This is a genomic window from Nonomuraea sp. NPDC049378, from assembly GCF_055586745.1.
The window spans coordinates 315,870-340,264 of the sequence record NZ_JBVJHP010000009.1 but is presented as its reverse complement, the minus strand read 5'-3'; the positions used below and the strand labels follow the sequence as shown (position 1 = coordinate 340,264).

At 70.8% G+C, this 24,395-nt stretch carries 30 protein-coding genes; 19 read left to right on the top strand and 11 right to left on the bottom strand.

Annotation, left to right across the window (positions count from 1 at the left end; translation table 11 throughout):
- Window positions 1-14: 14 nt before the first annotated feature.
- The gene (locus tag ACZ6SA_RS21810; RefSeq protein WP_465829898.1) at window positions 15-752 is read right to left on the bottom strand and encodes a polysaccharide deacetylase family protein; all 738 of its coding nucleotides are present in this window, start codon (window positions 750-752) and stop codon (window positions 15-17) included.
- 233 nt (window positions 753-985) lie between these two features.
- On the opposite strand from ACZ6SA_RS21810, the gene ACZ6SA_RS21805 reads away from it, so the two are divergent.
- Both ACZ6SA_RS21805 and ACZ6SA_RS21800 read left to right on the top strand, forming a co-directional pair.
- Window positions 986-1,846 carry an SDR family NAD(P)-dependent oxidoreductase gene (locus tag ACZ6SA_RS21805; protein ID WP_465829896.1) on the top strand — a complete coding sequence of 287 codons (861 nt, stop codon included), beginning with the start codon at window positions 986-988 and terminating at the stop codon, window positions 1,844-1,846.
- A gap of 10 nt (window positions 1,847-1,856) precedes the next feature.
- Complete coding sequence (locus tag ACZ6SA_RS21800; protein WP_465829894.1) at window positions 1,857-2,336, top strand: MerR family transcriptional regulator; 480 nt, start codon at window positions 1,857-1,859, stop codon at window positions 2,334-2,336.
- Here the strand turns inward: ACZ6SA_RS21800 and ACZ6SA_RS21795 are convergent.
- Window positions 2,333-3,169, bottom strand: a complete 837-nt coding sequence (locus tag ACZ6SA_RS21795; RefSeq protein WP_465829997.1) for a hypothetical protein — start codon at window positions 3,167-3,169, stop codon at window positions 2,333-2,335. The genes ACZ6SA_RS21800 and ACZ6SA_RS21795 overlap by 4 nt on opposite strands.
- On the opposite strand from ACZ6SA_RS21795, the gene ACZ6SA_RS21790 reads away from it, so the two are divergent.
- Entirely contained in the window at window positions 3,121-3,798 is a 678-nt protein-coding gene (locus tag ACZ6SA_RS21790) for an NUDIX hydrolase (RefSeq protein ID WP_465829892.1), read from the top strand. The genes ACZ6SA_RS21795 and ACZ6SA_RS21790 overlap by 49 nt on opposite strands.
- Window positions 3,799-3,805: 7 nt before the next feature.
- Here the strand turns inward: ACZ6SA_RS21790 and ACZ6SA_RS21785 are convergent, their stop codons facing one another.
- The gene (locus tag ACZ6SA_RS21785; RefSeq protein WP_465829890.1) at window positions 3,806-4,420 is read right to left on the bottom strand and encodes a CGNR zinc finger domain-containing protein; all 615 of its coding nucleotides are present in this window, start codon (window positions 4,418-4,420) and stop codon (window positions 3,806-3,808) included.
- A gap of 85 nt (window positions 4,421-4,505) precedes the next feature.
- Between ACZ6SA_RS21785 and ACZ6SA_RS21780 the strand changes: the two genes are divergently transcribed.
- Genes ACZ6SA_RS21780 through ACZ6SA_RS21770 form a run of 3 tightly spaced genes read left to right on the top strand, consistent with a single transcriptional unit; the run spans window position 4,506 to window position 6,051 of the window.
- Window positions 4,506-5,255, top strand: a complete 750-nt coding sequence (locus ACZ6SA_RS21780) for a phosphodiesterase (protein ID WP_465829888.1) — start codon at window positions 4,506-4,508, stop codon at window positions 5,253-5,255.
- Complete coding sequence (locus ACZ6SA_RS21775; protein ID WP_465829886.1) at window positions 5,252-5,872, top strand: LysE family translocator; 621 nt, start codon at window positions 5,252-5,254, stop codon at window positions 5,870-5,872. The genes ACZ6SA_RS21780 and ACZ6SA_RS21775 overlap by 4 nt, the downstream gene beginning before the upstream one ends.
- Window positions 5,873-5,892: 20 nt before the next feature.
- Window positions 5,893-6,051, top strand: coding sequence for a hypothetical protein (locus ACZ6SA_RS21770; protein WP_347650823.1), 159 nt, complete (start codon window positions 5,893-5,895; stop codon window positions 6,049-6,051).
- A 57-nt stretch (window positions 6,052-6,108) separates the two neighbouring features.
- Here ACZ6SA_RS21770 and ACZ6SA_RS21765 read toward each other — a convergent pair whose 3' ends face one another.
- On the bottom strand, window positions 6,109-7,299 hold the full coding sequence (locus ACZ6SA_RS21765) for a YbfB/YjiJ family MFS transporter (protein ID WP_465829884.1): 1,191 nt from the start codon (window positions 7,297-7,299) through the stop codon (window positions 6,109-6,111).
- 298 nt (window positions 7,300-7,597) lie between these two features.
- Between ACZ6SA_RS21765 and ACZ6SA_RS21760 the strand changes: the two genes are divergently transcribed.
- The 3 genes from ACZ6SA_RS21760 (at window position 7,598) to ACZ6SA_RS21750 (ending at window position 10,305) form a co-directional block, all read left to right on the top strand.
- Window positions 7,598-8,146: an RNA polymerase sigma factor gene (locus ACZ6SA_RS21760; RefSeq protein WP_465829882.1), complete on the top strand. Its 549-nt coding sequence runs from the start codon at window positions 7,598-7,600 to the stop codon at window positions 8,144-8,146.
- Window positions 8,143-8,976: a hypothetical protein gene (locus tag ACZ6SA_RS21755; RefSeq protein WP_465829880.1), complete on the top strand. Its 834-nt coding sequence runs from the start codon at window positions 8,143-8,145 to the stop codon at window positions 8,974-8,976. Before ACZ6SA_RS21760 ends, ACZ6SA_RS21755 begins: the two co-directional genes overlap by 4 nt.
- Before the next feature lie 474 nt (window positions 8,977-9,450).
- Window positions 9,451-10,305, top strand: coding sequence for a GON domain-containing protein (locus ACZ6SA_RS21750; RefSeq protein ID WP_465829878.1), 855 nt, complete (start codon window positions 9,451-9,453; stop codon window positions 10,303-10,305).
- Between the two features lie 80 nt (window positions 10,306-10,385).
- Here the strand turns inward: ACZ6SA_RS21750 and ACZ6SA_RS21745 are convergent, their stop codons facing one another.
- A complete protein-coding gene (locus ACZ6SA_RS21745; RefSeq protein WP_465829876.1) occupies window positions 10,386-11,012 on the bottom strand; it encodes a TetR/AcrR family transcriptional regulator in 627 nt (208 codons plus the stop codon).
- Between the two features lie 45 nt (window positions 11,013-11,057).
- Here ACZ6SA_RS21745 and ACZ6SA_RS21740 point away from each other — a divergent pair, with 45 nt between their 5' ends.
- A complete protein-coding gene (locus ACZ6SA_RS21740) occupies window positions 11,058-11,903 on the top strand; it encodes a lysostaphin resistance A-like protein (RefSeq protein WP_465829874.1) in 846 nt (281 codons plus the stop codon).
- A gap of 133 nt (window positions 11,904-12,036) precedes the next feature.
- A complete protein-coding gene (locus ACZ6SA_RS21735; protein ID WP_465829872.1) occupies window positions 12,037-12,900 on the top strand; it encodes an LLM class F420-dependent oxidoreductase in 864 nt (287 codons plus the stop codon).
- A gap of 96 nt (window positions 12,901-12,996) precedes the next feature.
- Here ACZ6SA_RS21735 and ACZ6SA_RS21730 read toward each other — a convergent pair whose 3' ends face one another.
- Together ACZ6SA_RS21730 and ACZ6SA_RS21725 are read right to left on the bottom strand one after the other, a co-directional pair.
- Window positions 12,997-13,371 (bottom strand): peptidase inhibitor family I36 protein, encoded by a 375-nt coding sequence (locus ACZ6SA_RS21730; RefSeq protein WP_465829870.1) that lies wholly within the window; start codon window positions 13,369-13,371, stop codon window positions 12,997-12,999.
- Window positions 13,372-13,523: 152 nt separating this feature from the next.
- Complete coding sequence (locus tag ACZ6SA_RS21725; RefSeq protein ID WP_347650816.1) at window positions 13,524-14,123, bottom strand: TetR/AcrR family transcriptional regulator; 600 nt, start codon at window positions 14,121-14,123, stop codon at window positions 13,524-13,526.
- Between the two features lie 86 nt (window positions 14,124-14,209).
- Here ACZ6SA_RS21725 and ACZ6SA_RS21720 point away from each other — a divergent pair, with 86 nt between their 5' ends.
- The 4 genes from ACZ6SA_RS21720 (at window position 14,210) to pip (ending at window position 16,921) form a co-directional block, all read left to right on the top strand.
- The gene (locus ACZ6SA_RS21720; protein ID WP_347650815.1) at window positions 14,210-14,482 is read left to right on the top strand and encodes an antibiotic biosynthesis monooxygenase; all 273 of its coding nucleotides are present in this window, start codon (window positions 14,210-14,212) and stop codon (window positions 14,480-14,482) included.
- A gap of 43 nt (window positions 14,483-14,525) precedes the next feature.
- Window positions 14,526-14,918 (top strand): RidA family protein, encoded by a 393-nt coding sequence (locus ACZ6SA_RS21715; protein ID WP_465829867.1) that lies wholly within the window; start codon window positions 14,526-14,528, stop codon window positions 14,916-14,918.
- Complete coding sequence (locus ACZ6SA_RS21710) at window positions 14,915-15,892, top strand: nucleotidyltransferase domain-containing protein (protein ID WP_465829865.1); 978 nt, start codon at window positions 14,915-14,917, stop codon at window positions 15,890-15,892. Before ACZ6SA_RS21715 ends, ACZ6SA_RS21710 begins: the two co-directional genes overlap by 4 nt.
- 69 nt (window positions 15,893-15,961) lie before the next feature.
- A complete protein-coding gene (gene pip, locus ACZ6SA_RS21705; protein ID WP_465829863.1) occupies window positions 15,962-16,921 on the top strand; it encodes a prolyl aminopeptidase in 960 nt (319 codons plus the stop codon).
- Window positions 16,922-17,166: 245 nt separating this feature from the next.
- Here pip and ACZ6SA_RS21700 read toward each other — a convergent pair whose 3' ends face one another.
- Both ACZ6SA_RS21700 and ACZ6SA_RS21695 read right to left on the bottom strand, forming a co-directional pair.
- Window positions 17,167-18,336 carry a Cmx/CmrA family chloramphenicol efflux MFS transporter gene (locus ACZ6SA_RS21700; RefSeq protein WP_465829861.1) on the bottom strand — a complete coding sequence of 390 codons (1,170 nt, stop codon included), beginning with the start codon at window positions 18,334-18,336 and terminating at the stop codon, window positions 17,167-17,169.
- Window positions 18,337-18,654: 318 nt separating this feature from the next.
- Window positions 18,655-19,143: a VOC family protein gene (locus ACZ6SA_RS21695; protein WP_465829859.1), complete on the bottom strand. Its 489-nt coding sequence runs from the start codon at window positions 19,141-19,143 to the stop codon at window positions 18,655-18,657.
- An 86-nt stretch (window positions 19,144-19,229) separates the two neighbouring features.
- On the opposite strand from ACZ6SA_RS21695, the gene ACZ6SA_RS21690 reads away from it, so the two are divergent.
- Window positions 19,230-20,165 carry a helix-turn-helix transcriptional regulator gene (locus tag ACZ6SA_RS21690; protein ID WP_465829857.1) on the top strand — a complete coding sequence of 312 codons (936 nt, stop codon included), beginning with the start codon at window positions 19,230-19,232 and terminating at the stop codon, window positions 20,163-20,165.
- Window positions 20,166-20,184: 19 nt separating this feature from the next.
- On the opposite strand, the gene ACZ6SA_RS21685 is transcribed toward ACZ6SA_RS21690, so the two are convergent.
- A complete protein-coding gene (locus tag ACZ6SA_RS21685) occupies window positions 20,185-20,475 on the bottom strand; it encodes a GntR family transcriptional regulator (RefSeq protein ID WP_465829855.1) in 291 nt (96 codons plus the stop codon).
- 565 nt (window positions 20,476-21,040) lie between these two features.
- Here ACZ6SA_RS21685 and ACZ6SA_RS21680 point away from each other — a divergent pair.
- The 3 genes from ACZ6SA_RS21680 to tgmC are packed head-to-tail and all read left to right on the top strand — an operon-like array spanning window position 21,041 to window position 23,431.
- A complete protein-coding gene (locus tag ACZ6SA_RS21680; RefSeq protein WP_465829853.1) occupies window positions 21,041-21,337 on the top strand; it encodes a putative ATP-grasp-modified RiPP in 297 nt (98 codons plus the stop codon).
- Window positions 21,303-22,283, top strand: a complete 981-nt coding sequence (gene tgmB, locus ACZ6SA_RS21675; RefSeq protein ID WP_465829851.1) for an ATP-grasp ribosomal peptide maturase — start codon at window positions 21,303-21,305, stop codon at window positions 22,281-22,283. The genes ACZ6SA_RS21680 and tgmB overlap by 35 nt, the downstream gene beginning before the upstream one ends.
- Window positions 22,280-23,431 (top strand): ATP-grasp peptide maturase system methyltransferase, encoded by a 1,152-nt coding sequence (tgmC, locus tag ACZ6SA_RS21670; RefSeq protein WP_465829849.1) that lies wholly within the window; start codon window positions 22,280-22,282, stop codon window positions 23,429-23,431. Before tgmB ends, tgmC begins: the two co-directional genes overlap by 4 nt.
- Before the next feature lie 69 nt (window positions 23,432-23,500).
- Here tgmC and ACZ6SA_RS21665 read toward each other — a convergent pair whose 3' ends face one another.
- On the bottom strand, window positions 23,501-24,289 hold the full coding sequence (locus ACZ6SA_RS21665; RefSeq protein WP_465829847.1) for an alpha/beta fold hydrolase: 789 nt from the start codon (window positions 24,287-24,289) through the stop codon (window positions 23,501-23,503).
- Window positions 24,290-24,395 lie beyond the last annotated feature (106 nt).

The window sequence follows — 24,395 nt, the reverse complement described above, 5'->3', positions numbered from 1 at the left end:
CGGCGCTGGTCAGGTCAGCGACGTTGCAGGGCGAGCAACTCTGAGACCGTGACGAATCGGTATCCCTGGTCACGGAGGCCGATGATCAGGTCCTTGATGGCCGCGCGGGTGTTCTGCCCGCTGCCGTACCAGGGGTGGAGCAGGATGATCGATCCTGGCCTCGTCTGCTCGCGCACAGCCGCGACGATCTCGGTCGCGGTCGGGCTCCTGCCCGAGTCCGGCTCCACGTCCCACATCACCGTGCGCCTCCGGTGGTCGGCCAGATACAGCGGTAGCGCCAGCAACTTCTTGCCCGTCGGCGGACGGAACAGGATCTCGCCGCGCTGCCCCGCAGTCCGGATGGCCGCATCGGTGCGTTCGATCTCGCCCGCCACGGTGGAGGGGGAGACGAAGACCATGCGCCGATGGGTGTAGGTGTGGTTGGCGAGCTGATGGCCTGCGGCGACCAGCGCCTGCGCGTCCTGTGGCCGGGCCTCGACCTGGGTGCCGACGACGAAGAACGTCGCGCGAACGCGCTGCTCGGCGAGGACGCCGATGATCTCGCGGGTGTGCTCGTCGGGGCCGTCGTCGAAGGTCAGGGCGACGACCTTCTCGTCGGTCGTCACGCGGTCGGTCAGCTCTCCCGCCAGCTGGAAGGTCCGGGCGTTCATCAGCTGGTACAGACCCATCGCCCCGAGGAGGAGGAAGATGGCGAGAAGGGGCACGAGGAGCTTGAGCCATCTTCTTCGTACGGTCGTTTCGGCTGCGTCCATAGGCGATCATGGAATCATGAGCCGGAGAACCCGGAGGCCCTTCCCTCCGGAGCCGGCGGGAGCCGATCGGGAAGCCATGTCACTCGGATGGCTCCGGCGCCGGCGACCTCGACGTCCCGCACGCGCCGGCCGCCGAGGCAGCATGCGCTGGGACGGGCGGTCCGGGCCGGCCACGGCGCGATCTCCTGTTCGGTTTTGCGTTCGAGCGCGCTCGAAGGCATAACGTCCCCGCCATGACGACACAGACCTGGATCATCACTGGCGCGTCCCGCGGTTTCGGTCGGGCACTGGCGGAGTCGGCGCTCGGGGCGGGCGACCACGTGGTCGCGGCGGTGCGCCGGCCCGAGAGCGTGGCCGATCTGGCGGCCGAACACCCGGACAGCTGCCTGATCGCGAAGTTCGACGCCCGGGACGTCGCCGCGGCCGCGGACCTCGTACGCGACACCCTCGACCGCTTCGGTCGGCTCGATGTGCTGGTCAACAACGCCGGCCGGGCCGTGGTCGGAGCGGTTGAGGAGGTCAGCGACGCGCGGTTGCGTGAGCTGATGGGTCTGCACCTGTTCGGCCCTGCCGCGCTCGTACGGGCTGCGCTGCCCGCGATGCGTGCGCGGGGCGCCGGGACGATCGTGCAGATGAGCAGCCAGGGCGGGCGGACGTCGTTCCCCGGGGTGTCGGCGTACTCCGCGTCGAAGTTCGCCCTGGAAGGCTGGTCCGAGGCCCTGGCCGGTGAGGTGGCACCGTTCGGGATCCGCGTGATGCTCGTCGAGCCCAGCCGGTTCAGGACCGGCTTCAACGGGGGCGACGTGCTCGAGTTCGTCGAGCCGTCCGCGACCTACCGTGACGTGCTCGCCGACATCCGCGCGGACATGGCCGGGACCGACGGCCGCCAGGAAGGCGACCCGGCGCGGGCGGCCGAGATCATCGTGTCCCTCGTGCACGGTGACGAGGTGCCGCTGCGGCTGCCGCTCGGGAGCGAGGCGGTCGAGCGTCTCTCGCGTGCGTACCGGCGCGGCCTGGACGAGGTCGAGCGGTGGGCCGAGACCGCCCGCAGCGCCGACTTCGAGGGCGTCTCCGCATCGGTACGGCCCGTCTAGGCTCGGGGTCATGGCCACCGACGATCTGATGACCAGGGCGCTCGAAGCGCTTGGGGACGACGGTCCGCTGTCGGTCGAGGCGATCCACCGCCTCGCCGACCTGGCCGACCTGCCCGAGACGATGACGATCGCCGAGGTTGCCGGCCTTCTCGACATCTCGCCTCACACGCTGCGCTACTACGAGCGAACCGGGCTGGTCGAGGTGGCCCGCGACGGTAGCGGTCATCGCGTCTACGACGCCGGAGCGGTTCGGCGGCTGGTGTTCCTCACCCGGATGCGGTTGTCCGGCATGCCGATGCGTGACCTGCGGCACTACATCTCGCTCGTCGACGCAGGCGAGCACACGGTGCCCGAGCGGCTTGACGTCCTGGTCGAACATCGCGACATCCTCCGGCGCCGGATCCGTGAGCTGACCCTTTCCCTCACGGCGGTCGAATACAAGATCGCCACGTACGGTGGGTCGACCGGGCCGGACGTCCAGGACCGCTAGTTCCAGGCGCCAGGCACCTGGTGGGGCACCTTGCCCTCGAGCTGCTTCTGGTCGAGCACCTCGCCCTTGAGCGGCGGCGCAACCGTGACCCGCCGTCCCCAGGCAGAGTAGCGGGTGTCCGACTCGACGCGGAGCACCGAGCCCTTCCAGTGGCGCAGGGCTCCCTTGGTGGTAAGCCGTTCGACGAGTCCCGCCCCGCTCAGGCGGAGGGTGTACGAGATGGTGCTGACGGGCTTGCTGATGGAGTAGCCGTGGAAGTTCGAGGCGAAGGAACGGGACACCTTGACCAGCTTGTCGGCCTTGATCGTGCCCTTCACCACCCCGCCCCGCCACGACGTGCGGTGAGCCAGCAGCGCCTTGAGCGTGGCGGGCTCGAGAACGTCCAGCAGCGGGTTGCTGGCAGGCAGATCGGTATGCGGGTAGCGCACCCAGTTCGTGCCCTGCGGCAGCACGTCGGCGAATCGAGGGCCTGAGACGTAGTCGTCGTGGCCTGACGAGATCACTCTCAGCGGCGTCTCTTCCAGGGCGGCGTCCTCCGCCATGCCGAGCTTTTTCGCGGCGCTCATCGCCGTCCTGCTGTATTTCAGGCGCTGGGACGTATCGGAGGCTGTTACACCGCGCGGCCCGAACGCGACCAGGCCGTCCAGTTCCAGGGTGTAGTACACGCCGCGACCGTGATCCGTCTTCGCGGTGGAGACGACGTTCACGCCTTTGCCCGGGCTCAAGGCGGATCGGAGCGCTTTCACGGGGTCGGGCGCTGCCTGCACGGGGGCGGCGACGAGTTGTGCCAGGCCCGCGACCAGCATCATCCCCACGGCGGTCCGCATCATCACGATCCCTAAGAAAATGGACGGAGGGACGCAATAATCTTGTGGATACGAGATCAACTGTCAAGCCGATTCGACTGAGTGACCGAGCCGGACAGGAGCCAGCGGTGCGGACGCGACGAGGTGCCCGGGTTGTGCTGCTGGACCAGGACGATCGGATTCTGATGATCCGGCACAGGGACGACGGCGCCATCGTCGTTCCCGGGTCTCCGGTCCGGGAGCTGTTCTGGGTGCCCCCGGGTGGAGGCTTGAAGGAGGACGAGGACTTCGTTCAGGCCGCTCGCCGGGAACTGCTGGAGGAGACCGGGCTGGCGGAGGTCGAGTGGGGGCCGTGCCTGTGGACCCTCGATGCGGACGTGCGGTGGCGCGGCGAACCCGTGCACATGCACGAGCGGTACTTCCTCGCGCGGGCACGCGGCACGCAGACCATCACCCGCGCCTATCTGGAACCGGGCGAACAGCAGGCGATCATCGACCACCGATGGTGGTCCGTGGCTGAGCTTGTCGCGGCCCGGACCACGGAGACCCTGCGGCCTGTGGGACTTCCGGAGTTGCTGGCCGAGGTGCTGGCCGCAGGGGGACGTCCGTCAGGCGGGCCGCGTGCCCTGTCTGTCCAGCACGGCGCCACGGAGTGAGACGGGGTCAGGAGGCGGGCGTGGCGTTGTGGCGCTGATAGTGGCGTGCCGCCCGCGCCCGGTTGCCGCATGACGGCTTGCACCATTCCTGCCGCCCGTGGCTCTTGACGAAATAGCGCACGCAGCGCGGCGCGTTGCAGGCCCGCAACTGTTCGCGTTGCGGGCCGCTCAGGAAGTCGATGGCGGCCCGGGCCAGGGCGGCGATCAGCCGGACGTTCGCGTCGGATTCATCCGACAGCACGCCCGCCCGAGGTGGTGAGTCCGCGGGCCAGTCGAGTTGCGGGGCGATGGCTTCGCGGGCGGCCGCCGCGTTGAGGTGAGCCAGCGCCTGCTCGACCGGCATCAGCCGGTGGGCGTCGGCCCGGCTCGGCGGCGCGGGGCTGACCGCCTGCGCGAAGAGGGCCCGCACGGCCCGGCGCAGCTCGACGATCTCGCTGCCGAGTTTCTCGTCCACCGTGAGCGCCGCGACGTCGACGTGGCCGGCCAGCAGCTCGGCCAGCAGCTCGGCCTGCTGGTGGATCCAGCGGGCGGTGCTCTGCGGCGTGGCCAGGTCGTCGGCGACCCCGCCGCTGCCGTCATGGCGGATCGTGCTCGCCAGTTCAAGGGCCGGCCAGCGCTCCACGCTCACCCCTCCGGGTTGTCCATCTCCTCTTCGTACCTTACCGTTCTAACGGTAAATCTCATTAAACCATTAGAAGGGCGCCACGATGACGTTGTTGCTGGCCCAGATCAGCGACCTGCACCTCGACGGCACCGACAGAGCGCTCCGGCGCGCCACCCGGGTCATGAACTACCTGCGGGCACTTCCCCGACCGGTCGACGCCGTGCTGGTCACCGGCGACATCGCCGATCACGGGGAGGAGGCCGAGTACGAGCAGGCCGCCCAGGTCCTGGCCGCCCCCTTCCCCGTGCTCACCTGCCCCGGCAACCACGACGCCCGCCCGGCCTACCGCAAGGCACTGTTGCGGCAGCCGCCCGACCCCGGCCCCGTCAACGAGGTGCACCACATCGGTGGCACCGCCATCCTGATGTGCGACTCCACCATCCCCGGCCGCAACGAGGGCCGCCTCGACCCGGAAACCCTCGCCTGGATGCACGCCACCCTCGACAGCCTCGCCCCTGACACGCCCGCGCTGATCGCCTTCCACCAGCCGCCGGTCGCCCTCCATCACCCGTTGCCCGACTCCCAGCGGCTGGAGGAGACCGGCGACCTGGCCGCTCTGCTCGACGCCCACCGACAGGTCGTGGCCGTGCTCACCGGCCACGCTCACACGCCGGCCGCGTCCACCTTCGCGGGCCGCCCCCTGATCGTCGCGCCGGCCATCACCTGGACCCTGCGCCTGCCGTGGGAGGGCGACCAGCCCGCCGACCGCGAGCAACCGCCCGGCCTGGCCTTTCACATCCTGGACGACGACCGCCGCCTGACCACCCATTACCGCGTGGTGCTGAAGGGGTGATCCACCCGTACGCGGTCGCCGCGTTCGTCCTGGCGATCCTGCCCGTCATCGCCACCCCGGGTGCCAGCCTGACCCTGCTGATCCACCACGTCGCAGCCGGCGGCCGCCGCCGGGCTCTGCCCGTCATCCTCGGTACGGTCAGCGGCCTGTACGCCCACGCGACCCTGGCCGTCGCCGGCCTGTCGGCGCTGGTCATGCACTCCAGCCAGGCCTTCACCGCCGTCAAACTCCTCGGCGCGGCCTACCTCGTCTGCCTGGGCCTGTGGACCTGGCACTCCACGACCAGGCCTCCCCCTCCCGCGCTGACGGACCAGCCGGAAAGGCGGACCGGCTCCGTCTACACCCAGGCCCTGCTCGCGAACGTGCTCAACCCCAAGGCGGCCTCGATCTACCTGACCCTGGTCCCGCAGTTCGTCCAGCCCGGGCGCGATCTCGGCGGGCAGATCATCGCCCTGGCCACCGCCCACGCCCTGCTGATCTCGGTGTGGTTGCTGGCCTGGACGGCGCTCCTCCATCGGGGGGCGCGGCTCCTGCACAGGGCCCGCTTCAAGCGTGCGGCCGGCAAGGTGGCGGCGGTGGTGCTCGTCGTCCTCGGCCTCCGGGCCGCCACGACGTAGGCGGTGTACACCGGCCACGGGTGAGACGCGCCGTGCGCGGCAGTCAGTCGGACAAGGGCTCCTACACGACGTACGCCGGTCCGGTGAGCGTGTACGCCAAGGGCAAGTGCATCAGCTTCGCGGGGCAGGTCGGCAGCAGCAGGCCGCTCGAAGGCGTGACCAACGCCTATTGCGACTGACCGCGGACGACCCTGAACAGCCGGTACGTGGCCCCTGGGTGGCCGGGGCCGCACCGGTCACCCGCTGCGCCGGCGAGGCGTGTCCCCTTCGGGGCCGGGGCGCGTACGGCCTGCGGCGAGGGCGATCGCGGAGGCGGCGGCGCACAGGATCGCGGTCCACGCCAGGGTCGCCTCGGTGGAGGTGTGGTCGGCGACCACGCCGGCGATCCACGGCCCGGCGGTCTGGCCTGCCGCGAACACCGTGGTGAAGGCCGCCAGCGTGGCGGTCCAGTCGGCGGACGGGACGTTGCCCTTGATGAGGGCGGTGATCGCGGCGGGGACGCCCATGAAGGTGGCCCCGTAGACGATCGCGGAGGCGAGGATGACCGGCGGCGCGGGTGCCGCCAGCGCCAGCGCGGCGCCGCCACCCAGGAGCGCGAGCAGGGTGGCCAGGGCCCGGGTGCCGGGCCATCGGGTGGTGGGACGGTTCCACAGCGCGGGGGCGGCGATGACGGCCAGGCCGAGCGCCGTCCAGGTGAGCACCACCTGCCCGAGCGGGGCGCGCTGGTCGGCGAGGTAGGCGGACAGGAACGTGATGTAGGTGATGTATCCGGCGGCGAACAGCAGGTAGGCCAGGGCGGGTCCCCACAGCGGGCGTACGCGGGCCTGGCCGGCCGTGGCGGGTTGCGCGTCCCCGTCCGTACGCGCCGCGCCCCAACTCGCCACGGTGGCCAGCGCGGCGGCGGCGGCCAGGCCGGCCCAGCCCAGGCGCCAGTGCTCGCCCAGCATGGGGACGCCCACGCCGCTGACGACGATGCCCAGGCCGGTGCCGGCGAAGTACACGGTGATGGGGGTCCCGGAGGCCGCGCGGGCGGCGACGTGTGAGGCGATCACGCCGCCGGTGACGAACACCACCGCCCCCGCCACTCCGGCCGCGGCCCGCGCGGCGAGCAACGGCAGGTAGGCGTCGCTCGCCGCAGTGGCGGCCAGCGACACGGCCGTGAGCGCCATGCCGATGCGGAAGGCGGCGGTGGTGCCCCAGCGGCGCACGACCGCGGCGGTCACCAGCGCGCCGAGGAGGTAGCCGAGCCCGTTGGCGGTGCTCATCGCCCCGGCCTCGGACAACGTCCAGCGCAGGTCCTCGCGCATGGCGGGGAGGAGGAGGCCGTAGGCGAAGCGCGCGAGGCCGAGGGCCGAGGCGGTGCCGAGCGCCAGCAGGCCCGCCTGCCATGCCGCACCGGACCCCGCCTTCGGCGCCGTCCCCGTCATCGGCCGCACCTTCCGGTGGCGGCGTCGCGGCGGCGGGTCGCGGCGTTGCGGGCTTGCGGGGAGGCGAACTGGGCGGGCATGGCACCCCATAGATCGAACCGATCGGTACGAACTCGATGCTAGCAGCGGAAGCACGACGTTCCGCCAGGCGGCAGCGCCGGTCCTCCGCAGGTCGCGCGGGCCCGCAACGTCGACGTACCGAGGCTCGGCGACCCGCCGGCGCATGCTCACCTGTCACATCGCGATATATCCGGACACCTACTGAGATGTGACATTGCCGTACCGGAAGGACGACGACGTGGGAGCAGCCGAGCAACGGCGGCGCTTCGAGGAAATCTATACGGACCACTATGCGGCCATCTCGGCCTACGTCCATCGGCGTACCGACCGTCCGGACGACACCGCCGACGTGATCGCGGAAACGTTCACGACGGCCTGGCGGCGGCTCGGGGACGTCCCGTCCGGCGACACCGCCAGGCTCTGGTTGTACGGCGTGGCCAGGCGGGTGCTGGCCAACCACCGTCGCGGCGAGTCCCGCAGGACGGCGCTGGCCCTGCGCCTGCGCGAGGAGCTCGCCGCCTGGCGCGGACCGGCCACGGACAGCGCGCCGGAAGGAGTGCGCGAGGCCTTCGCCTCCCTGCCGGACGGCGACAGGGAACTGCTGTCTCTCGTCGCCTGGGAAGAGCTCGGCGCCGCGGAGATCGCGAAGGTCCTGGGCTGCTCGCGGATGGCCGCCCGCCAGCGCCTGCATCGCGCTCGTAAGCGACTCGCCGCCGCGCTGGCGGCTCTGGAAACCTCCGACACCTACGGCGCCGGCGCCGTCAACCTCGCCAAGGAGGGCGCATGAACATCGACGAGGCCGTCAGCCGCCTGGCTCCCGCCCCTGGCCCTGGCCTGACCCCGGGGGCGCGGGCGATGCTCGACGAGATCACGGAGACAGAGCCCGTGGCCGTCGCGAAACGGAGGAGACTCCGCCCGCTGATCGCGCTGCCGATCACCGCGGCGGTCGCCGCGGCGGCGTGGGCGATCCCCTCGGTCCTGACCATCGCGCCCGCCGCCGCGCTCGACATCAAGGAGGAGGGCGACTTCTGGGTCATCGAGGTCAAGGACCTGTACGCCTCCCCGGAGGCGTATGAGACCCAGCTGCGGGACATGGGCCTGGACGTCGAGCTGCGCGTGGTTCCTGCCACGCCGAGCCGCGTCGGCGTGCTGTCTCCCGTGGTGGCCGACGGGCAGCCGCCGGGCCCTTACGCCCACCGGGACAAGATCAGGGCCATCGACGGCAAGGACTGCGAAAGGGGCGATCGCTGCTCGATCGGCCTCATGATCGCCAAGGACTTCACCGGCCGTACGGGTGTCATCCTGGGCCGCGAGGCCCGCCCCGGCGAACCCTTGAAATTCGTCGGTCCCTTCGACCGCCCCGGCGAGCCCATGCACTGCGTGCCCTACCTCAACAAGCGGGTCAACGAGGTACGGGCGCAGCTCAGCGAGCGCGGGCTGAGCATCGACGAATTCATGCTCCCGGGTGAGAAGGGCGGCAAGCCGTCGGTGCCCGGCTCGATGTACGTGACGGGAGGCGTCATGACCAAGGGCGGCATGGCCAGCCTGTTCGTCCAGGAGGAGCCGATGCCGGCGGAAGAGGCGGCGCTCCAGGCCACGAAGCATGGGTGCGCATGATCGGCAGAAGGTCCGGCGGATGGCCGGCCTCGGCATGACGGTGCTCGGGCGCGGCCGTGCGGGATGTCCGGCTGGAGATGTCCGCCGACGACGGCAGGACCTGGCAGCCCGTCAAGGCGCGACGTGGGGGGACGGCTGGCGCGCAACGATAACGAATCCCGATACATCAGGATTCGTTTCTCTTCGGGCTGAAGTCACGGATAAGTCCGGTGCCACGCTCACCCAGACGATTGCCCGTGCATACGCGGTCGGATAACAAGGAAACGGGCTGCTCCCGCATGGGCGGCGGCGCCCATTTCTGCCCTGTGGCCCGCATGCGGCGCAGTCCACAGGGCTTTCCGTCGCCCTCCGGTGGGGGCCCAAATGTTTGAGAATTAATTCTCCCGCCCACGCCAGGTCTTGCCGTCGAATCCATGAGGCGTTTGTTAATCTCCACAACGCAAACGGTCCGTTCGCAGCTGGAGGGGAAATCTCATGGCTCGACCGCACGTCCGAACACTGGCATTTCTGGCGGCAATGGGCGCCGCGCTGCCGGTGGTGGCCCAGGTGCCGGCGCACGCCTCCGCCCTGCCGGTCTTCAGCAGTTGCCAGGACGTCCGCCGGACGAATCCGATCGCCAGGGACGGCACGTACCTGCTCATCAACAACGGAAACGTGTTCACGGTGTACTGCCACAACATGGCCACCGGGCCCAGCGAATACATCACTCTCGTGAGGAGGGGCCGGGACGCCAATTTCTCGCAGTACACCGCCGGCGGCGCCTCACCCGGCACGGACGTCAGGACGGCCTTCACCAGGCTGCGCGTCGACCCCCGCACCCTGACCGTGGACATCGGCGACCTGACCTTCGCGTCGTCCACCGGTTCGCTGCGGCACAGCTCGACGACCGTGACGAGCATGCCCTACGGCGCCGCCATGGCGTGCACCGGCCGGGCCGACGGCCGGGGCAACATCGACCTGCGTGACACGCCGTTCCAGGTGGACGACACCTTCGTCACGGCCGGCAACGGCGCCCACGGGTCGGCGAGCGTGAGCGCGCGCAACCAGGTGGTCGGCCTGCGGGGCGGCGGCTACTGCGGCTGGATCACGCCGGCTCCGGCGATGTACAACCCCTTCAACCCGAGGCCGGGCACGCCCCACCTCGAGCTGAGGTGCGCGGGCGACGGCATGGTCTTCTCGCGGGGCCAGTTCTGCCTCCGCCTCGACGACGGAGCCCCGGTCACCACGCAGGTGCGGCGGCAGGGCGGCCAGGGCCGGGTCATCGTGCAGCACGGCGGCAAGGCGGTGGCGGTGCTGGCCCCCGACGGTCAGGTGCGCTCCCTGCGCTGAGACGTTCCGCTCGGCAGGCCCGGTCCCCGGCGGGGAGCCGGGCCTGCCGCTGTACGCGGTGCGTGAGTGCGGGGGCGCGGTCAGGCCGGCGTCCGCGTCATGGTCAGGAGGCGCAGCTCGTCGTGGACGATCTGGCGTACGGACTGCGGCGTGAATTTCTCCGGGTACGTCGCCGTCTGCAGCGTCAGGCCGTCGATGAACACGTGGAGCCGCTGGGCCTGCCTCTCCAGCGAGGCCTGCGCGAACTCCTGCCCCGGCTGGTCGGGAAGCGGCAGGCCGTGGCAGGAGGCGACCGCGAGGCGGCAGATGTGGCGTTCGCCCGCCCAGCCCGTCCGGCGCAGCCGGGCCAGCGACTCGTCCACGTGCGATCGCATCAGGCAGGCCAGCCAGACGTCGACCTCCACCCGCCGGTCGCCGTCGAGGGGGAGAAGCTCTTCGAGCATGAGCTGGGCGCGGCGCTCGCCCGGCACGTCCGCGCGGAGATGGGCGGAGATGCGCCGGGTGACGCTTCTGGCGATCGCCTCCGCCGCGAAGCGGAGCAGGCCGCGCTGGTTGTCGAAGTAGTGGCGCAGGCCGCCGGCCGAGAGGCCGGCCGCCTCGGCGACCTTGCGCACGGTGGCGCCTTCGATGCCCTCGCGGCTGATGACCTCCCACACGACGCGGACGATCTCCTCGCGCCGCTGATCGTGGTCGACGATCTTCGGCATGCTCTTATTACAGCACACCTGTACGGTTTCCTATACGGTACAAGCGTGCGAAATAAGATGCCTTATGCCGTCCTGGGTGGTGGCTTGGCCCTGATCGCCGGATCGGCGCTGTGGCTGGTGCTGACCGGCGCCACCGACATCCGCTATTCCGCCGACCACGCCGGCACCGTGCCCATGTGGCACCGCTGGATCCCGGTGCTGGCCGGGCTGGCCCTCGTACGGCTGGTGCCGCCCAGGGCGGAGCTCGCGGGTGGGGTGACGGGAGGGCGTGGCCTCAGGCTCCAGGCGGGCCTGCTCCTCGGGTCGGCGCTGGCCTTCGCCGTGGCGCTCCGGTGGTCGGGCGGCGGCGAACCCGCGCACACGGCGCTCAAGCTCGCGTTGTTGCTGGCCGTACCGGCAGCGGTGTTCTGGTGGTCGCGGCGGGATCCCGTCACCCACGTGCGCGAGCCCCTGAGGGCCTGGCGCCGCTACGGCCCCGCCGCGCCGGTGGCCGCCTGGCTCCTTCTCTCCTACGCGAGCCCGTTGGCCCTGCCGCCCAGCGACTTCGCGGCGACCGTCGATCCCGCCACCCTGGTGATCACCGTGGTCGTGGTGTTCGCCGTCAACAGCCTGCTCGAAGAGGTCTTCTACCGGCGCTGGCTGCAGACCCGATGGGAGCACCTGCTGGGTCCCTGGCCCGCGATCGTCCTTTCCTCGCTGCTCTGGGCGGCCTGGCACGTCGGTATTCAGGGCACCGGGGACCTGCCGGGGGACCTGGCCGCCACGTTCGTCAACCAGGGGGTCCAGGGGTTGTTCCTCGGCTACCTGTGGAGCCGCTACCGGCTGATGTGGCCCCTCCTGACCGTGCACGGCGCGGTGAACGCCGCCCCCATCCTGCTGGGACTGTGGTGACCCGCGCCTCGTGAGATAATGACGGGGTACGGAGCCCTCTCCGCCTCGGACCGCGTCCAGGCGAGAGGGTTTTTTCATGCCCGCGGTGACGCCTTCCCGCGGACGCCTTCTCCCCGATCAAGGAGTGATCCCCGTGGACCTGGGTCTGACCTGCCCGCGTTTCACCTGGCCCGGTGGCGACGCCGCCATCTCCGACAGGTTCGCCGCCGCGGCCCGCGGCGCCGACCAGGCGGGGTTGCGCAGCCTCTGGGTGATGGACCACCTCTTCCAGATCCCCAACTTCGGGACCGTGGAGGATCCGATGCTGGAGGCGTACGGCGCGCTGTCCTACGCCGCCGCCCTCACCGGCCGGGTGAGCCTGGGCGCGCTCGTGACCGGCGCCGTCCACCGCGAGCCTGGCCTGCTGGTGAAGCAGGTCAGCACCCTCGACGCGCTCTCCGGCGGGCGGGCGGTGCTCGGTATCGGCGCCGGCTGGTACGAGCCCGAGGCCCGTGGGCTCGGCCTGCGTTTCCCGCCCTTGGCGGAGCGGTTCGAGCGGCTGGAGGAGACGCTCCAGATCGCCCGGCAGATGTGGAGCGACACGGACGAACCGTACGAGGGCCGCCACTACCGGCTGGAACGCACGCTCAACGCCCCCCAGGCGAACCCGCCCGTCCTCATCGGCGGCAGCGGGGAGAAGAAGACCCTCCGGCTCGTCGCCGAATACGCCGACATGTGCAACTTCCTGTACGGCGCGGACGTCACGCACAAGCTCGGCGTGTTGCGCGCCCACTGTGAGCGGCTGGGACGGCCCTACGAGGAGATCGAGAAGACCCTCCACATGCGCGTCCCCGACGGCCAGAGCGTCGAGGAGAGCGTCCAGCGCTGCGGCGAGCTCGCCGGGCTGGGCATCGACCACGTCATCGTGGCCGTGCCGGACGCGGCCGACGACCGGTGGCTGGCGCACCTTGCCGAACTGGCCGTACGGATCGCCGGCATCACCCCGTCCGGCCGCTGAGCGCTGGGGCGGCCGAGACGTCCCCGGCCGCCGCTCCGCTGTCGTCCACGTCCCGCCGGAGAGGTCACGGGCGAGCGCGGAGGTCGTGCGTCCGGGTCAGCAGCGGGGCGCCACCGCGTCGATGCGGCCGCCGAAGTCGTTGTCGTAGACCCTGCGGTAGTCGCCGTTCCTGACGATGCGGGTCTCCTTCCTGGTGGGCACGTGGATCCAGTTGATGAAGCAGCCGGCGGCGTGGGCCCGGAACGACCCGACGTTGTCGTGCAGCGCGGGCGGCACGTCGACGTAGCCGTTGCCCGGGTTCCAGCACCAGGACGCGCCCGTGTAGTTTCTGCCGCTCCACAGGCAGATGTCGCCCGCCCTGGACGATCCGGGAGCCGCCGCGGCCGGGACGGCGCCCGCCACCAGGACGAGGCCGACGGCGGTGGTGAGGGCGGCGGTGAGGGTGGCGATCCGCGCGCGAGTGGTCTTCATGCAGTTCTCCTCGTGTCGGTGCTGCCGCGGGCTGCTGCCCGGCGGCTCCGTCACATTGTGTAGCAGCGTGGATACGTACCGCGTCCGCCCGGTGGATACAAGATCCGGGACCTGGGGCGGGGGAGAACTGACGTACTCGTGACAGCGGTCGCTCAGGGGGGCGTGAGGTCGCCGGTGAGGTGGTGCTGCACGACCGGGGCCACGTACGCGACCGCGGCAGGCCGGTCCAGGGCGGCCAGCGGCTCGACGCGCAGGACGTAGCGCGCGGTCGCGACGCCGAACAGGTAGGCGCCGGTGAGGGTGGCGCGGAGCTCGGCCTGGTCGGCCCCGATGGCGCGGGCCAGAGGCAACATCACCGCGTCCGTCATGAACGCCGTCACCATCGCCGAGGCGCTGGGAGCCGCGGCGGCGGCCCTGATCACGGCGAGCATCCGGGGGCCGGTGTGCGGGTCCTCCCACAGTTCCAGGTAGCGGTCGGCGAGCCGGGCGCCGAGGTCGGACGGGTCGCCCTCGCCGGCGAGCGAGACCAGCGAGGCGACGGGCGGGTCGTCGCGGAGGGCGGCGTCGAAGAGGCCGTCCTTGCTGCCGAAGAACTGCAGGACCAGCGCCGGATCGACGCCCGCGGCGCGGGCGACGCCCCTGATCGTGGTGAGGACGTAGCCGTGTTCGGCGAAGCTCCGCTGCGCGGCGGCCAGGATGTCGACCCGTGTCCGTGTCGTGCCTGGCCGGCGGCCTCCTGGCCTTGTGGTCACTCGTTCAAGCATAGCCATCGATGTTGAACTTCTCGGTCACTCCGACTAACTTGGCCTCAACACTGTTGATATATGGAGGCGTGACCATGGAGTACCTGCTTGTTCGCCAGCGGTTCACCGACTACGACCAGTGGCGCGCGGCGTTCGACAGCCTGGCGGAGGTCCGGGCGGCGGCCGGCATGCGTACGGCGCTCGTCAGCGTCAACGCCGACCAGCCCGATGAGGCCGTCGTGCTGTTCGAGTGCGAGGACGCGCAGGCCATGCAGCAGCACTACGCGTCGGAGGCGCTCCAGGACGCGCACCGGCGCGCCGGCGTGGTGCCCGGAAGCAACCAGGCCACGGTGCTGCTCACCCGCTGACCCGACCCTCGGCCCGCGCGCCGGCTCCCGTACGGTTCCGTCCATGACAGAGCGACGCGCGATTCTCAGCGGCTCCACCTTCGAGGAGCAGATCGGGTACGCCCGCGCCGTGGTGGACGGCGACCGGGTGCACGTGTCGGGAACGACCGGCTTCGACTACGCGACGATGACCATCTCGGACGACGTGGTGGAGCAGGCCGCCCAGTGCCTGCGCAACATCGGGGACGCCCTGGCCGAGGCCGGCTGCACCTTCGCCGACGTCGTACGAGTGCGCTACCTCCTGCCCGACCGTGCGGACTTCGAGCCCTGCTGGCCGGTCCTGCGCCGGTGTTTCGGCGACGTGCGGCCGGCCGCCACCATGCTCGTGTGCGGTCTCGCCGACCCGCGCATGAAGATCGAGATCGAGGTGGACGCGCGGCGGGGCGGCGCCGCATGAGCGTCTCGCCGCGCTGGAGAGAGCTGCACCGCGACCGCGTGGACGAGGCGGTGCGGAGGTTGTCCGCGATCCCCGGCGTGCACGGCCTGATCGTCGGCGGCAGCGTCGGACGCGGCGAACCCTGGCCGATGTCCGACATCGACGTGCTCCCCCTCTACGACGGCGACCCCGAGCGGACCGCGGCGCACGTCGAACGCGAGCAGGCCGAGCTCGTGGACTGGTGGGCCGCCAGCGGCCGGGCTCAGACGCTCGACCTCGGCTGGCTGGCGTTCACCGTCGCGGAGGCGCGGGAGGCGGTGTCGGCGGACGCGGCGTGGGCGGTGGAACGGCTGACGCGTGACCGGCGCTGGTTCCACGGGATGGACAAGGCCTTCCGTGGACGTCCCGCCGACCCCGGCGACCTGCTCACGGGCCGCTTCGTGGCCTGGCTGACGGAGATGCGCTTCCATCCCGCCGTGGTCGAGGCCAGGATCGGCTGGTGGTCGCGGAGCGCGGCCGAGGCCCGCGATCGGGCCCATCGGGAACGCGCGGCGCAGCGCCTGGACGCGGCCACGTACGAGCTGCGGGAGGCGGCGCGGGCCCTTCGCCTGGCCGTGCTGGAGCGGTGGGGCGAGCGGCTGGGCTCCATGGGCAGGGAATGGACCAGGTTCGAGCGGATGGCGGCCGCCCGTGGGGAGGAGGCCCTGGCCGAGCGCATCGCCCTCCTGGCCGGCGCGCGTGCCGGCGACGCGGCCGAGCGTGAACGGCTGGCGCCGCCGTGGTTGCGTGAGCGGATCGACCTGTGCTGGGAGGCCCGCCAGGCCGTGGGGGAGCAGGTCACGTACCAGCAGAACGCCCGCGACCAGCTGGCCGCTTTCGACGTGCACGTCGCCCGCCACCGCCCGGATCTGGCGGGCCCCTGGACGGGCAGCCCGGACCCCGCCCTCGACGACCGGCTCCGCCGGCTCGACGTCCTGCTCGCCGACCATTCCTGACGGCCGGTCCTCAGATATCTAAGTGCTGTTACATTTATCCAAGCACTGTTACATCTGAGAGGGGCCGCCTTGAATTCCCCCATCGAGCCGTACGAACACGGCATGCTCGACGTCGGTGACGGCAACTTCGTCTACTGGGAGGTCTGCGGCAACCCGGAGGGCAAACCCGCTCTCGTCGTGCACGGCGGGCCGGGCTCGGGCTGCTCGACCAACGTGCGCCGCACCTTCGACCCCGAGCGTTACCGGATCGTCCTGTTCGACCAGCGCAACTGCGGGCGCAGCCGCCCCCATGCCGCCGACCCGGCGACCGACCTGAGCGCCAACACCACCCACCACCTGATCGCCGACATGGAACTGCTGCGCGAGCACCTCGGGATCGACAGGTGGTTGCTGTACGGAGGGTCGTGGGGGTCGACGCTGATCCTCGCCTACGCCGAGACCCACCCCGAGCGGGTGTCGGAGATCGTCATCCCCGCCGTCACGACCACCCGCCGCTACGAGATCGACTGGCTCTACCGGGGCGTCGGGCGGTTCTTCCCCGATGCGCTGGAGCGGTTCAGGGAAGGAGTGCCCGAGGCCGACCGTGGCGGCGACACGTTCGCGCTGCTGGCGGCGTACGCGCGGCTGCTGTCCGACCCCGATCCCAAGGTGCGGGAGAAGGCCGCCACCGACTGGATCACCTGGGAGGACGCGGTGATCTCCATGGAGGTCAACGGCAAGCCGAACGCCTACAGCGACCGGCCCGCCGACGCGGTGATGGCCATGACGCGCATCTGCTCCCACTACTTCTCCAACGGCGCGTGGCTGGAGGAGGGAGCGCTGCTGCGCGACGCCCACAAGCTGGCCGGCATCCCCGGCGTGCTGATCCACGGCCGCCTCGACATGGGCGGCCCGCTGGAGACGGCCTACCAGCTCGCCCAGGCCTGGCCCGGCGCCGAACTGGTCGTGGTGGAGGACTCCGGGCACACCGGCAGCACGACGTTCAGAGACGCGATCTTCGCGGCTCTCGACCGTTTCGCCGGCACATGAGAGCGAACCCGCGGCTCGGGATCATCTGGGGGATCAGGACGGTGCCCCTGGTGACCATCGCCTCGCCGTCGGTCGGGTGAGCCGCGGGTTCGTACGGCCCGCAGGGGAAAGGGCGCGGCCAAGCACCGGCGTCCGCATCGCCGTGCCCCGGCCCCCGTGCTGACCTGCTGTTACGCTAACCGCGGCGGACGTGCGCACACCACCGGTTTTTCGCCTGCGGCCGGTGCGCGCGCTCCGGTCGCGGATCAGGGACGGGCCGCCACGCCGCGCGGAGCCCGCCCGACCGTGCCCGCGGCTCCCGCCACGACCAGCGCGGCGACCACCAGCGCGGCGCTCACCCACAGCGGGGAGCGGAAGCCGAGCCCGGCCCCGATGGCGAGCCCGCCGAGCCAGGGCCCGGCCGTGGCGCCGACGTTGAGCGCCGCCGTCGCGAAGCCGCCGCCCAGGGTGGGCGCCTCCGCCGCCGCGTAGAGCGCCTGGGAGATCAGCGTGGAGCCGACGGCGAACGACAGCGTTCCCTGCACGAAGACGAGCACGATCGCCGGCGCCGGCTCCCCGGCCGTCATAGCGAACGCCGCCCATCCGGCGGCCAGCGCCACCCCGCCGCCCACCAGCAGCCCGATCGGACGCACGTCGGCGAGCCGCCCGCTGATCGTCACCCCGGCGAACGACCCCAGCCCGAACAGGGCCAGCATCGCCGGCATCCAGCCCGGCCCGATCCCGGTGGCCTCGGTGAGCAGCGGGGCGAGGTAGGTGAACGTGCAGAAGGTGGCGCCGTTCACCAGCGCGCCCAGGAGCAGCAGCACCAGCAGGCGCGGGCTGCGCAGCGCCCGCGACTCGCCCCGAGCAGTGGGCCCGTGGAGGTCAGCGGGGGCTGCGGGGACCGATCGTACGACCGCGACGATGGCCGGGAGCAGGGCGGCGGCCACCGCCCAGAACGCCGAGCGCCACCCCCACACCTCGCCCAGCAGGGCGCCTGCGGGCACGCCCGCGACGCACGCGAGCGTGATGCCGCCGAGCAGGACGGAGGTGGCGCGGCCCTTGGCGTCCGGCGGGGCCAGGCCGATCGCGGTCGCCATGGCCACGGCCAGGAAACCGGCGTTGGCCAGCGCCGCCACGACCCGGCTGACCAGCAGGACCTCGTAGCCGGGAGTGACCGCGCCGGCCACGTGGGCCAGCAGGAACGTGAGCAGGAAGGCCAGCAGCGCGCGCCGCCGGGGCCAGCGCAGGCTCAGCACCGCCATCAGCGGCGCGCCGGCCACCATTCCCACGGCGAAGGCCGACGTCAGCAGCCCCGCGGCGGGGACGGATACGTGCAGCTCTCGCGCGATGCCCGGCACCAGACCGGACAGCATGAACTCGGACGTGCCCTGGGCGAAGACCGCCAGCGCGAGCAGGTAAACGGCGAATGGCATGAGAAGAACTCCGCGACCACGATCGGGCAGGCCGGACGTCGGCCCGCCGATGGAAGAAGAACCTGGGCGGCACGCGAGAGCGGCGCACGGCTCAGGTGGGAAACAGCCCGCAGCGGTGATCCGAGTGGCGAGCGGTCGCGGGACAGCGAGGATCCCGGCCTCAGCGAGGCCGGGCGAGGCGACAGCGCGAATCAGCCACCGGACGACCGGTGGCTAGCGTCTTGACGCCTCAGGGCTGGACATACGCGGCAACCTAGCAACCCTGCGGGCGGCCCGTCCAACCCTTTCCTCGCCTCATGCCCTTCCCGGTGCCGGCGATCACCGGTCTCTGCCAGGGAAGAAGTCCGCGCTCTGGACGTACTCCATCGCTTTCGTGAACTCCGGGTCACCCAGGCGGCGCTCCATCTCCTCCTCCGAGACGTCCTCGATGTGGGTCTGGATCCAGTAGAGGTTGCCGAACGGGTCACGCACACGCCCCACCCGGTCGCCGAAGAACAGATGGGTGACCTCGGTGACCGACGTCCCACCCGCCTCGACGGCCCGGCGGTGGACGGCGTCGGCGTCGGGGACGTACAGGCGCAGGAAGGCGGGGGTGGGCGGCCAGTCGGGCTGGGCGTCGAACATCATCACCACCGCGTCGCCGACGCGGACCTCCGCGTGCTCGATGCGCCCGTCGGCGCCGGTCATGCGGCCCAGCTCGACGGCGTCGAAAGCGGCCTTCAGCCAGTCGATCAGGCCGGCCGTGTCGTGGCCGATGATCCACGGCGTGACGCTGGTGTAGCCCTCGGGTATCGCGCTGACGGTCATGATTCCTCCTGGTGCGAGTAGGTGCGGACCACGCTAGACGCCCAGTAGGTCAGGACTTGTCCTACATGTCGGGCATGCTGAGATTTATGAGCGACTCCCGCCTCCTGACCCTGCTGTCCCTGCTCCAGACCCCGCGCGAGTGGCCGGGCGGCGAGCTGGCCGAACGACTCGGGGTCAGCCGCCGCACGGTCCGGCGCGACGTCGAACGCCTGCGCGCCCTCGGCTACCCGGTAGCGGCCAGCATGGGCGCCGACGGCGGATACCGGCTGGTCGCCGGCACCGCGATGCCGCCCCTGCTGCTGGACGACGAGGAGGCGGTGGCCATCACCGTCGGCCTGTCCACCGCCGCCCGGCATCCGGTGCAGGGCATCGAGGAGGCTTCGGTACGCGCCCTGGCCAAGCTCGAACAGGTGCTGCCGGCCCGCCTGCGCCATCGCGTCGGCGCGCTCGGCGCCGCCACCGTGCCGATGCCCGTGCCCGGCGCGCCCGAGGTCGATCCCGAACTGCTCGCCGCCCTGTCGATGGCCGTGACGGGAAAGGAACGCGTGCGCTTCGTGTACCGGACCAACGACGGCAGGACGGGCGGGCGGCTGGTCGACCCGCACCGGCTGGTCGCGGCCGGGCGGCGATGGTACCTGCTCGGGCACGACCGCGACCGCGACGACTGGCGGATCTTCCGCATCGACCGCATCGCCGATCTGCTGCGGACCGGCGCCAGGATCGCACCGCGCGAGCCGCCGGCCGACGCCGCCGCCTACGTCGCGGACCAGCTCTACTCCACCGCCCCCGCGTACGAGGCCGTCGTCACGCTGCACGGCCCCGGCACGGAGGTCGTCAGGGCGCTCGGCGAGGTCGTCGGCGAGGACGAGCGGACCTGCCGGCTGCGCATGCACGCCGACACCCTGGACTGGCTCGCCTTCCGGCTGCTCTCGCTGGGCTGCGAGTTCGAGGTGCACGAACCGGCCGAGCTGGCCGCGCACCTGCGGAAACTGGCCGCCCGCCTCACCCGGGCCGCCGGCTAGACCGCGCGGACCGCGCCGCTCAGCCCTGCGCCGGCCAGCTCTCCCGGTCGGCGACGAAACTGCCCCGTTGCGGCAGGGTCATCACCCAGCCTTCCTCGCGCAACAGGGCAACGGCCTGACGGGCCGTGTCACGCGCCACCCCATGGTCTCGGACCATCTCTGATTCGGACGGAAGCCTGTCGCGAGGGCCCAGCTCTCCGTTCTTGATCCGCTCCCTGATGATCGCCGCCACCTGCTGGTAGATCGGCGTTGGGTCAAACCTGTCCACACGCACGTAAGCGACGTTAGACACGTAGGCAACGCTGATCATATGGGCAACGTCCTAGACGAGGTAGACAAGAAGCGTTTATGGTAACTCCATGAGCTGGCCTCACCACGGCATCCATGTCCAACCCCCGGAACCGAACCATGAGAAGCTTGTGTGGAACGAACCACCCCCCTCGCGGCACACACGTACGCGTTCGACAACACTCATGCGCCTGACAGGACATGGCGTTCGAACTGTGCGTCGCGGGTGGCCTGATGTTCATCAGGCGGACCACTCGCACGCCCGACGCCGTCCTCGTCCACGAAACCGAGAGCTGGCGTAGCAGGCGCGCCGAAGCTGTCCGGGCCCGGCTTCTGTCCGGCGAGGCGCATTGAACGGGCGTTCGACGATGACCCTTCTCGCGTGAGCGAAGGGTCATCGTCGACGGCAACCGAACACTGTCGATTGCGAAATGTAACAGCCCGCTGACACTGGGGTATTGAATGGTCTAGCCCCGACTACTGATGCCGTTGGGGCGCGATCTGGCCCCACACCCCTCGCACAGCCTTATCCGCGCAGCGGGCTCCACAGGCCATGCCCGAATGGCCCGTGGGCACCGCTACGCAAGATGGCCGAAGAAGTCTCGCGTGTGGAAAGGAATCCCTCAATGATCACAGCACCTCCATGGGCGCTCGACCACGCTGCGCCCATGCCGTCCGCAGACGTCGAACCGTACGCCGCCGTCGGCCTCGACCCGGTCACCCAACAGGCCGTCTACGTCGGCCCAGTAGGAGAAACGATCGAAGCCGGAAAGCACGGCACGAACAAGCAGACCAGTAAGTCACTGCCGACCAGCGGTGGCGGTGACGGCAAGACGCCGCAGCGATCGGATGACACTGTGCAGACCGACTACGACACCGACTGAGGTGGGCGGCGTAGTCCTGGTCCTCACATGCCTGGAGGACTCCACCGCTGACGAGGTGATCGGCCACCTGAACCGGCGAGGAGCGCAGGTGGCCCGTCTCGATCCGGGCCGTGACTTCCCCGCCTGCCTGGATCTTTCCGCCTGGTACGGCGACGGCGAGCAACGCGCCACTATCGCCACCACGTCCCGGCACGTGGAATTGGCCCAGGTCCAAGCCGTGTACTACCGGCGGCCCACCCCATACCTCCACGGACCCGCCGCACCACAGCACGCCCGGTTCACCGCGGCGCAGGCACGATTCGGGCTCGGGGGTGTTCTGGCGTCGCTAAGGTGTCCGTACATCAACCATCCATGGCGGATCGCGGCAGCCGAACACAAGCCGCTGCAACTCGCCACCGCTCGTACCGCAGGATTCCCGATCCCGGCGACGCTGATCACGAACCGCATGGCTGACGCACGCGCCTTCGCCGATGAGCATGGGCCGATCATCTACAAGCCGCTGCGTATGACACCCCTCGACGGCGCGGACGGGCAGCCGGCAACCATCTGGGCGACGCCAGTGAACTCCGACCAGCTCGACCAACGGGTGAACCACGCTGCCCATCTGTTCCAGGCCCGTGTCCACAAAGCCGCCGACATCCGAATCACAGCCGTAGGAAATCGCTTGTTCTGCGTCCGCATCGAATCCGGGATGCTGGACTGGCGGCAGGACTACGAGAAACATCGTTATGTGGTCGTCGACCCTCCTCCTACCATCACCGAGGCGTGCATGGCCTATCTCAAGCACCTGGACCTGCGCTTCGCCGCGTTCGACTTCGCCGTGACCGACGATGGGCGGTGGGTGTTCCTCGAAGCCAATCCGAACGGTCAATGGGCATGGCTGCAAGACGCCACCCGGCTACCGATCGCACCTGCGATCGCTGACCTGCTCCTGGAGGGGAAGTGAACGCACACCACGGCGAGGACCTGGGGATGCGGCTACGCCGTGGCTTGGCCGACCAGCTGAGGGAAGGTCGCGACCTCCGCAGCCCACTGTGGCGTCGCGCGGTCGAGACAGTGCCCCGCGAGGCATTTCTGCCGGACGACGTGTTCCGCAACATCGACGGACGGTGGGAGCCGGTCTGTCGTGCCCAGTTCGGTGACGAAGCGTGGCTGCGTCTGGTCTACGAGGACCGGACCATCGTCACGCAGCGCAATGAGATCGGCGAGCCGACCTCTTCTTCGACGCTGCCCGGCCTGGTCGTTCGCATGTTGGAATACCTTGACCTGCACGAAGGGGACAAGGTGCTGGAGATCGGCACAGGCACCGGCTATTCCACGGCGCTCATGTGCCAGCGACTCGGCCCCGAACTGGTCACCTCCATCGAAATAGACCCCGCCGTGGCCGAACGCGCCGCCGCGGCACTGCGCGGGCTCGGTCACGAACCAGAGCTGATCACTGGGGACGGACTCCACGGCCATCCGGGCAGCGCACCCTACGACCGGATCATCGCAACGTGTGCCGTGCGCCACATCCCCAGGGCATGGCTGCGGCAGAGCCGTACGGGCGCGATCATCCTGGCCACCTTGTCGGGCTGGCAGCACGGATTCGGCCTGGCCAAGATGACAGTTGACGGTCCCGGCAGCGCGCATGGCGAATTCCTGCCCGGCCACGTGTCGTTCATGATGGCTCGCCCTCACCGCGCCCCGCTGCCGGACGCCGGCCTGCCGGGCAGGGGCGGGTCACTCCGCCCGGCAAGCCTCGACCCCAACGACATCTGGGCAGACTGGACCTCCACCTGGGTGGCTCAGCTCGCCGCCCCCGACACCCAGCACTCGCTGGTCCTCGCCGATGACGGGCCCGCCGAGCATCTGCTCACCGACCACGTCTCACGGTCATGGGCGTGGATCTCGGCGAACGGCGAGGGGTGGGTGGTCCGCCAGAACGGTCCACAACGATTGTGGGATGTCATCGAGAGGGCGATCCACACCTGGGACGGCGCAGGACGCCCCCACCAGTCCGCGTTCGGGATCACCATCACGCCCAGCGCCCAACAGGTATGGCTGGGAACCCCTGACGGCCCGAGCTGGCATCTGCCCACCTCCGCCGGTTGATCCCCGGCCGTACGTCAGTGAACGGCGGCGGCGAAGCCGCGTACGTGGCGGGCCGGCTCTACTCCTCAATCAGGCCGCGCGGGCCGAGCCGGCCAGGAACTCCAGCACCAGCGGGCTCGCGACCTCGCGGAACTCCTCGAAGTACGCGTGCCGTGCCCCCTCCACCATCCGCAGCCGCGCGTCCGGGATGCGTTCGGCCAGCAGCGGCGCGTTGGCCGCCGGGTTGAACACGTCGTCGGTGCCGTGCACGATCAGCGTGGGGGCGGTGATGGAGGGAAGCGCATCCCAGCTGTCGTGCCCGGCGCTGGCGGCCAGGTGGCGGCGCCGCGCGTACGCCGGCATGCTCGGGTCGCCGACGGTGCGATGCGGGCCGGGGTGCGTGGCCAGCCAGGCGGGGGTGTACATGAGCTCCAGCAGCGCCCGCTCGGCCGCGGCCCGGTCCGGCTGGGCCAGCGACCTGCGGACGTCGTTGTCCCGCTCGAACCCGTGGGCGCCGCCCGGCGAGCTGCACCCGAGCACCAGCGCCCCGACCCGATCCGGATGGTCGGCCGCCAGCCACTGGGCCACCCGCCCGCCCATCGACGTGCCGTAGATGTGCGCCCGTTCCACGTCCAGCTCGTCGAGCACGGCCAGCACGTCGGAGGCGAACCCGCGGGTCGTGTACGGCTCGTCGGGCTTGTCGCTGTGGCCGGTGCCGCGGTAGTCGAAGGTGATCGTGGTGTACGACGACCCGAAGTCGGCCCGCACCGGGTCCCACCAGCGGTGGTCGTTGGCCTGGCCCTGCAGCAGCACGAGGGGCGGCCCTGCGCCGCGGATCTGGTAGGACAGCTTGACGCCGGTGGCGTTCGCGTATGGCACGCCTTCGATGGTGCCCTACGCGCGGGCCCGTACGTCATCGGGGCGGTCACGGGCGTGGACGGCGGCGGCGTGCTCGTGTGAATCTTTTCCGGGAACGTGTCCGGCA

Excerpts from the sequence above, each read along its gene's own strand:
- ACZ6SA_RS21810 (WP_465829898.1), bottom strand. The coding sequence starts at position 752 with ATGGACGCAGCCGAAACGACCGTACGAAGAAGATGGCTCAAGCTCCTC.
- ACZ6SA_RS21805 (WP_465829896.1), top strand. The coding sequence starts at position 986 with ATGACGACACAGACCTGGATCATCACTGGCGCGTCCCGCGGTTTCGGT.
- ACZ6SA_RS21800 (WP_465829894.1), top strand. The coding sequence starts at position 1,857 with ATGGCCACCGACGATCTGATGACCAGGGCGCTCGAAGCGCTTGGGGAC.
- ACZ6SA_RS21780 (WP_465829888.1), top strand. The coding sequence starts at position 4,506 with ATGACGTTGTTGCTGGCCCAGATCAGCGACCTGCACCTCGACGGCACC.
- ACZ6SA_RS21765 (WP_465829884.1), bottom strand. The coding sequence starts at position 7,299 with ATGACGGGGACGGCGCCGAAGGCGGGGTCCGGTGCGGCATGGCAGGCG.
- ACZ6SA_RS21755 (WP_465829880.1), top strand. The coding sequence starts at position 8,143 with ATGAACATCGACGAGGCCGTCAGCCGCCTGGCTCCCGCCCCTGGCCCT.
- ACZ6SA_RS21750 (WP_465829878.1), top strand. The coding sequence starts at position 9,451 with ATGGCTCGACCGCACGTCCGAACACTGGCATTTCTGGCGGCAATGGGC.
- ACZ6SA_RS21745 (WP_465829876.1), bottom strand. The coding sequence starts at position 11,012 with ATGCCGAAGATCGTCGACCACGATCAGCGGCGCGAGGAGATCGTCCGC.
- ACZ6SA_RS21730 (WP_465829870.1), bottom strand. The coding sequence starts at position 13,371 with ATGAAGACCACTCGCGCGCGGATCGCCACCCTCACCGCCGCCCTCACC.
- ACZ6SA_RS21720 (WP_347650815.1), top strand. The coding sequence starts at position 14,210 with ATGGAGTACCTGCTTGTTCGCCAGCGGTTCACCGACTACGACCAGTGG.
- ACZ6SA_RS21715 (WP_465829867.1), top strand. The coding sequence starts at position 14,526 with ATGACAGAGCGACGCGCGATTCTCAGCGGCTCCACCTTCGAGGAGCAG.
- ACZ6SA_RS21710 (WP_465829865.1), top strand. The coding sequence starts at position 14,915 with ATGAGCGTCTCGCCGCGCTGGAGAGAGCTGCACCGCGACCGCGTGGAC.
- ACZ6SA_RS21700 (WP_465829861.1), bottom strand. The coding sequence starts at position 18,336 with ATGCCATTCGCCGTTTACCTGCTCGCGCTGGCGGTCTTCGCCCAGGGC.
- ACZ6SA_RS21695 (WP_465829859.1), bottom strand. The coding sequence starts at position 19,143 with ATGACCGTCAGCGCGATACCCGAGGGCTACACCAGCGTCACGCCGTGG.
- ACZ6SA_RS21690 (WP_465829857.1), top strand. The coding sequence starts at position 19,230 with ATGAGCGACTCCCGCCTCCTGACCCTGCTGTCCCTGCTCCAGACCCCG.
- ACZ6SA_RS21685 (WP_465829855.1), bottom strand. The coding sequence starts at position 20,475 with ATGATCAGCGTTGCCTACGTGTCTAACGTCGCTTACGTGCGTGTGGAC.
- ACZ6SA_RS21680 (WP_465829853.1), top strand. The coding sequence starts at position 21,041 with ATGGCCGAAGAAGTCTCGCGTGTGGAAAGGAATCCCTCAATGATCACA.
- tgmB (WP_465829851.1), top strand. The coding sequence starts at position 21,303 with ATGACACTGTGCAGACCGACTACGACACCGACTGAGGTGGGCGGCGTA.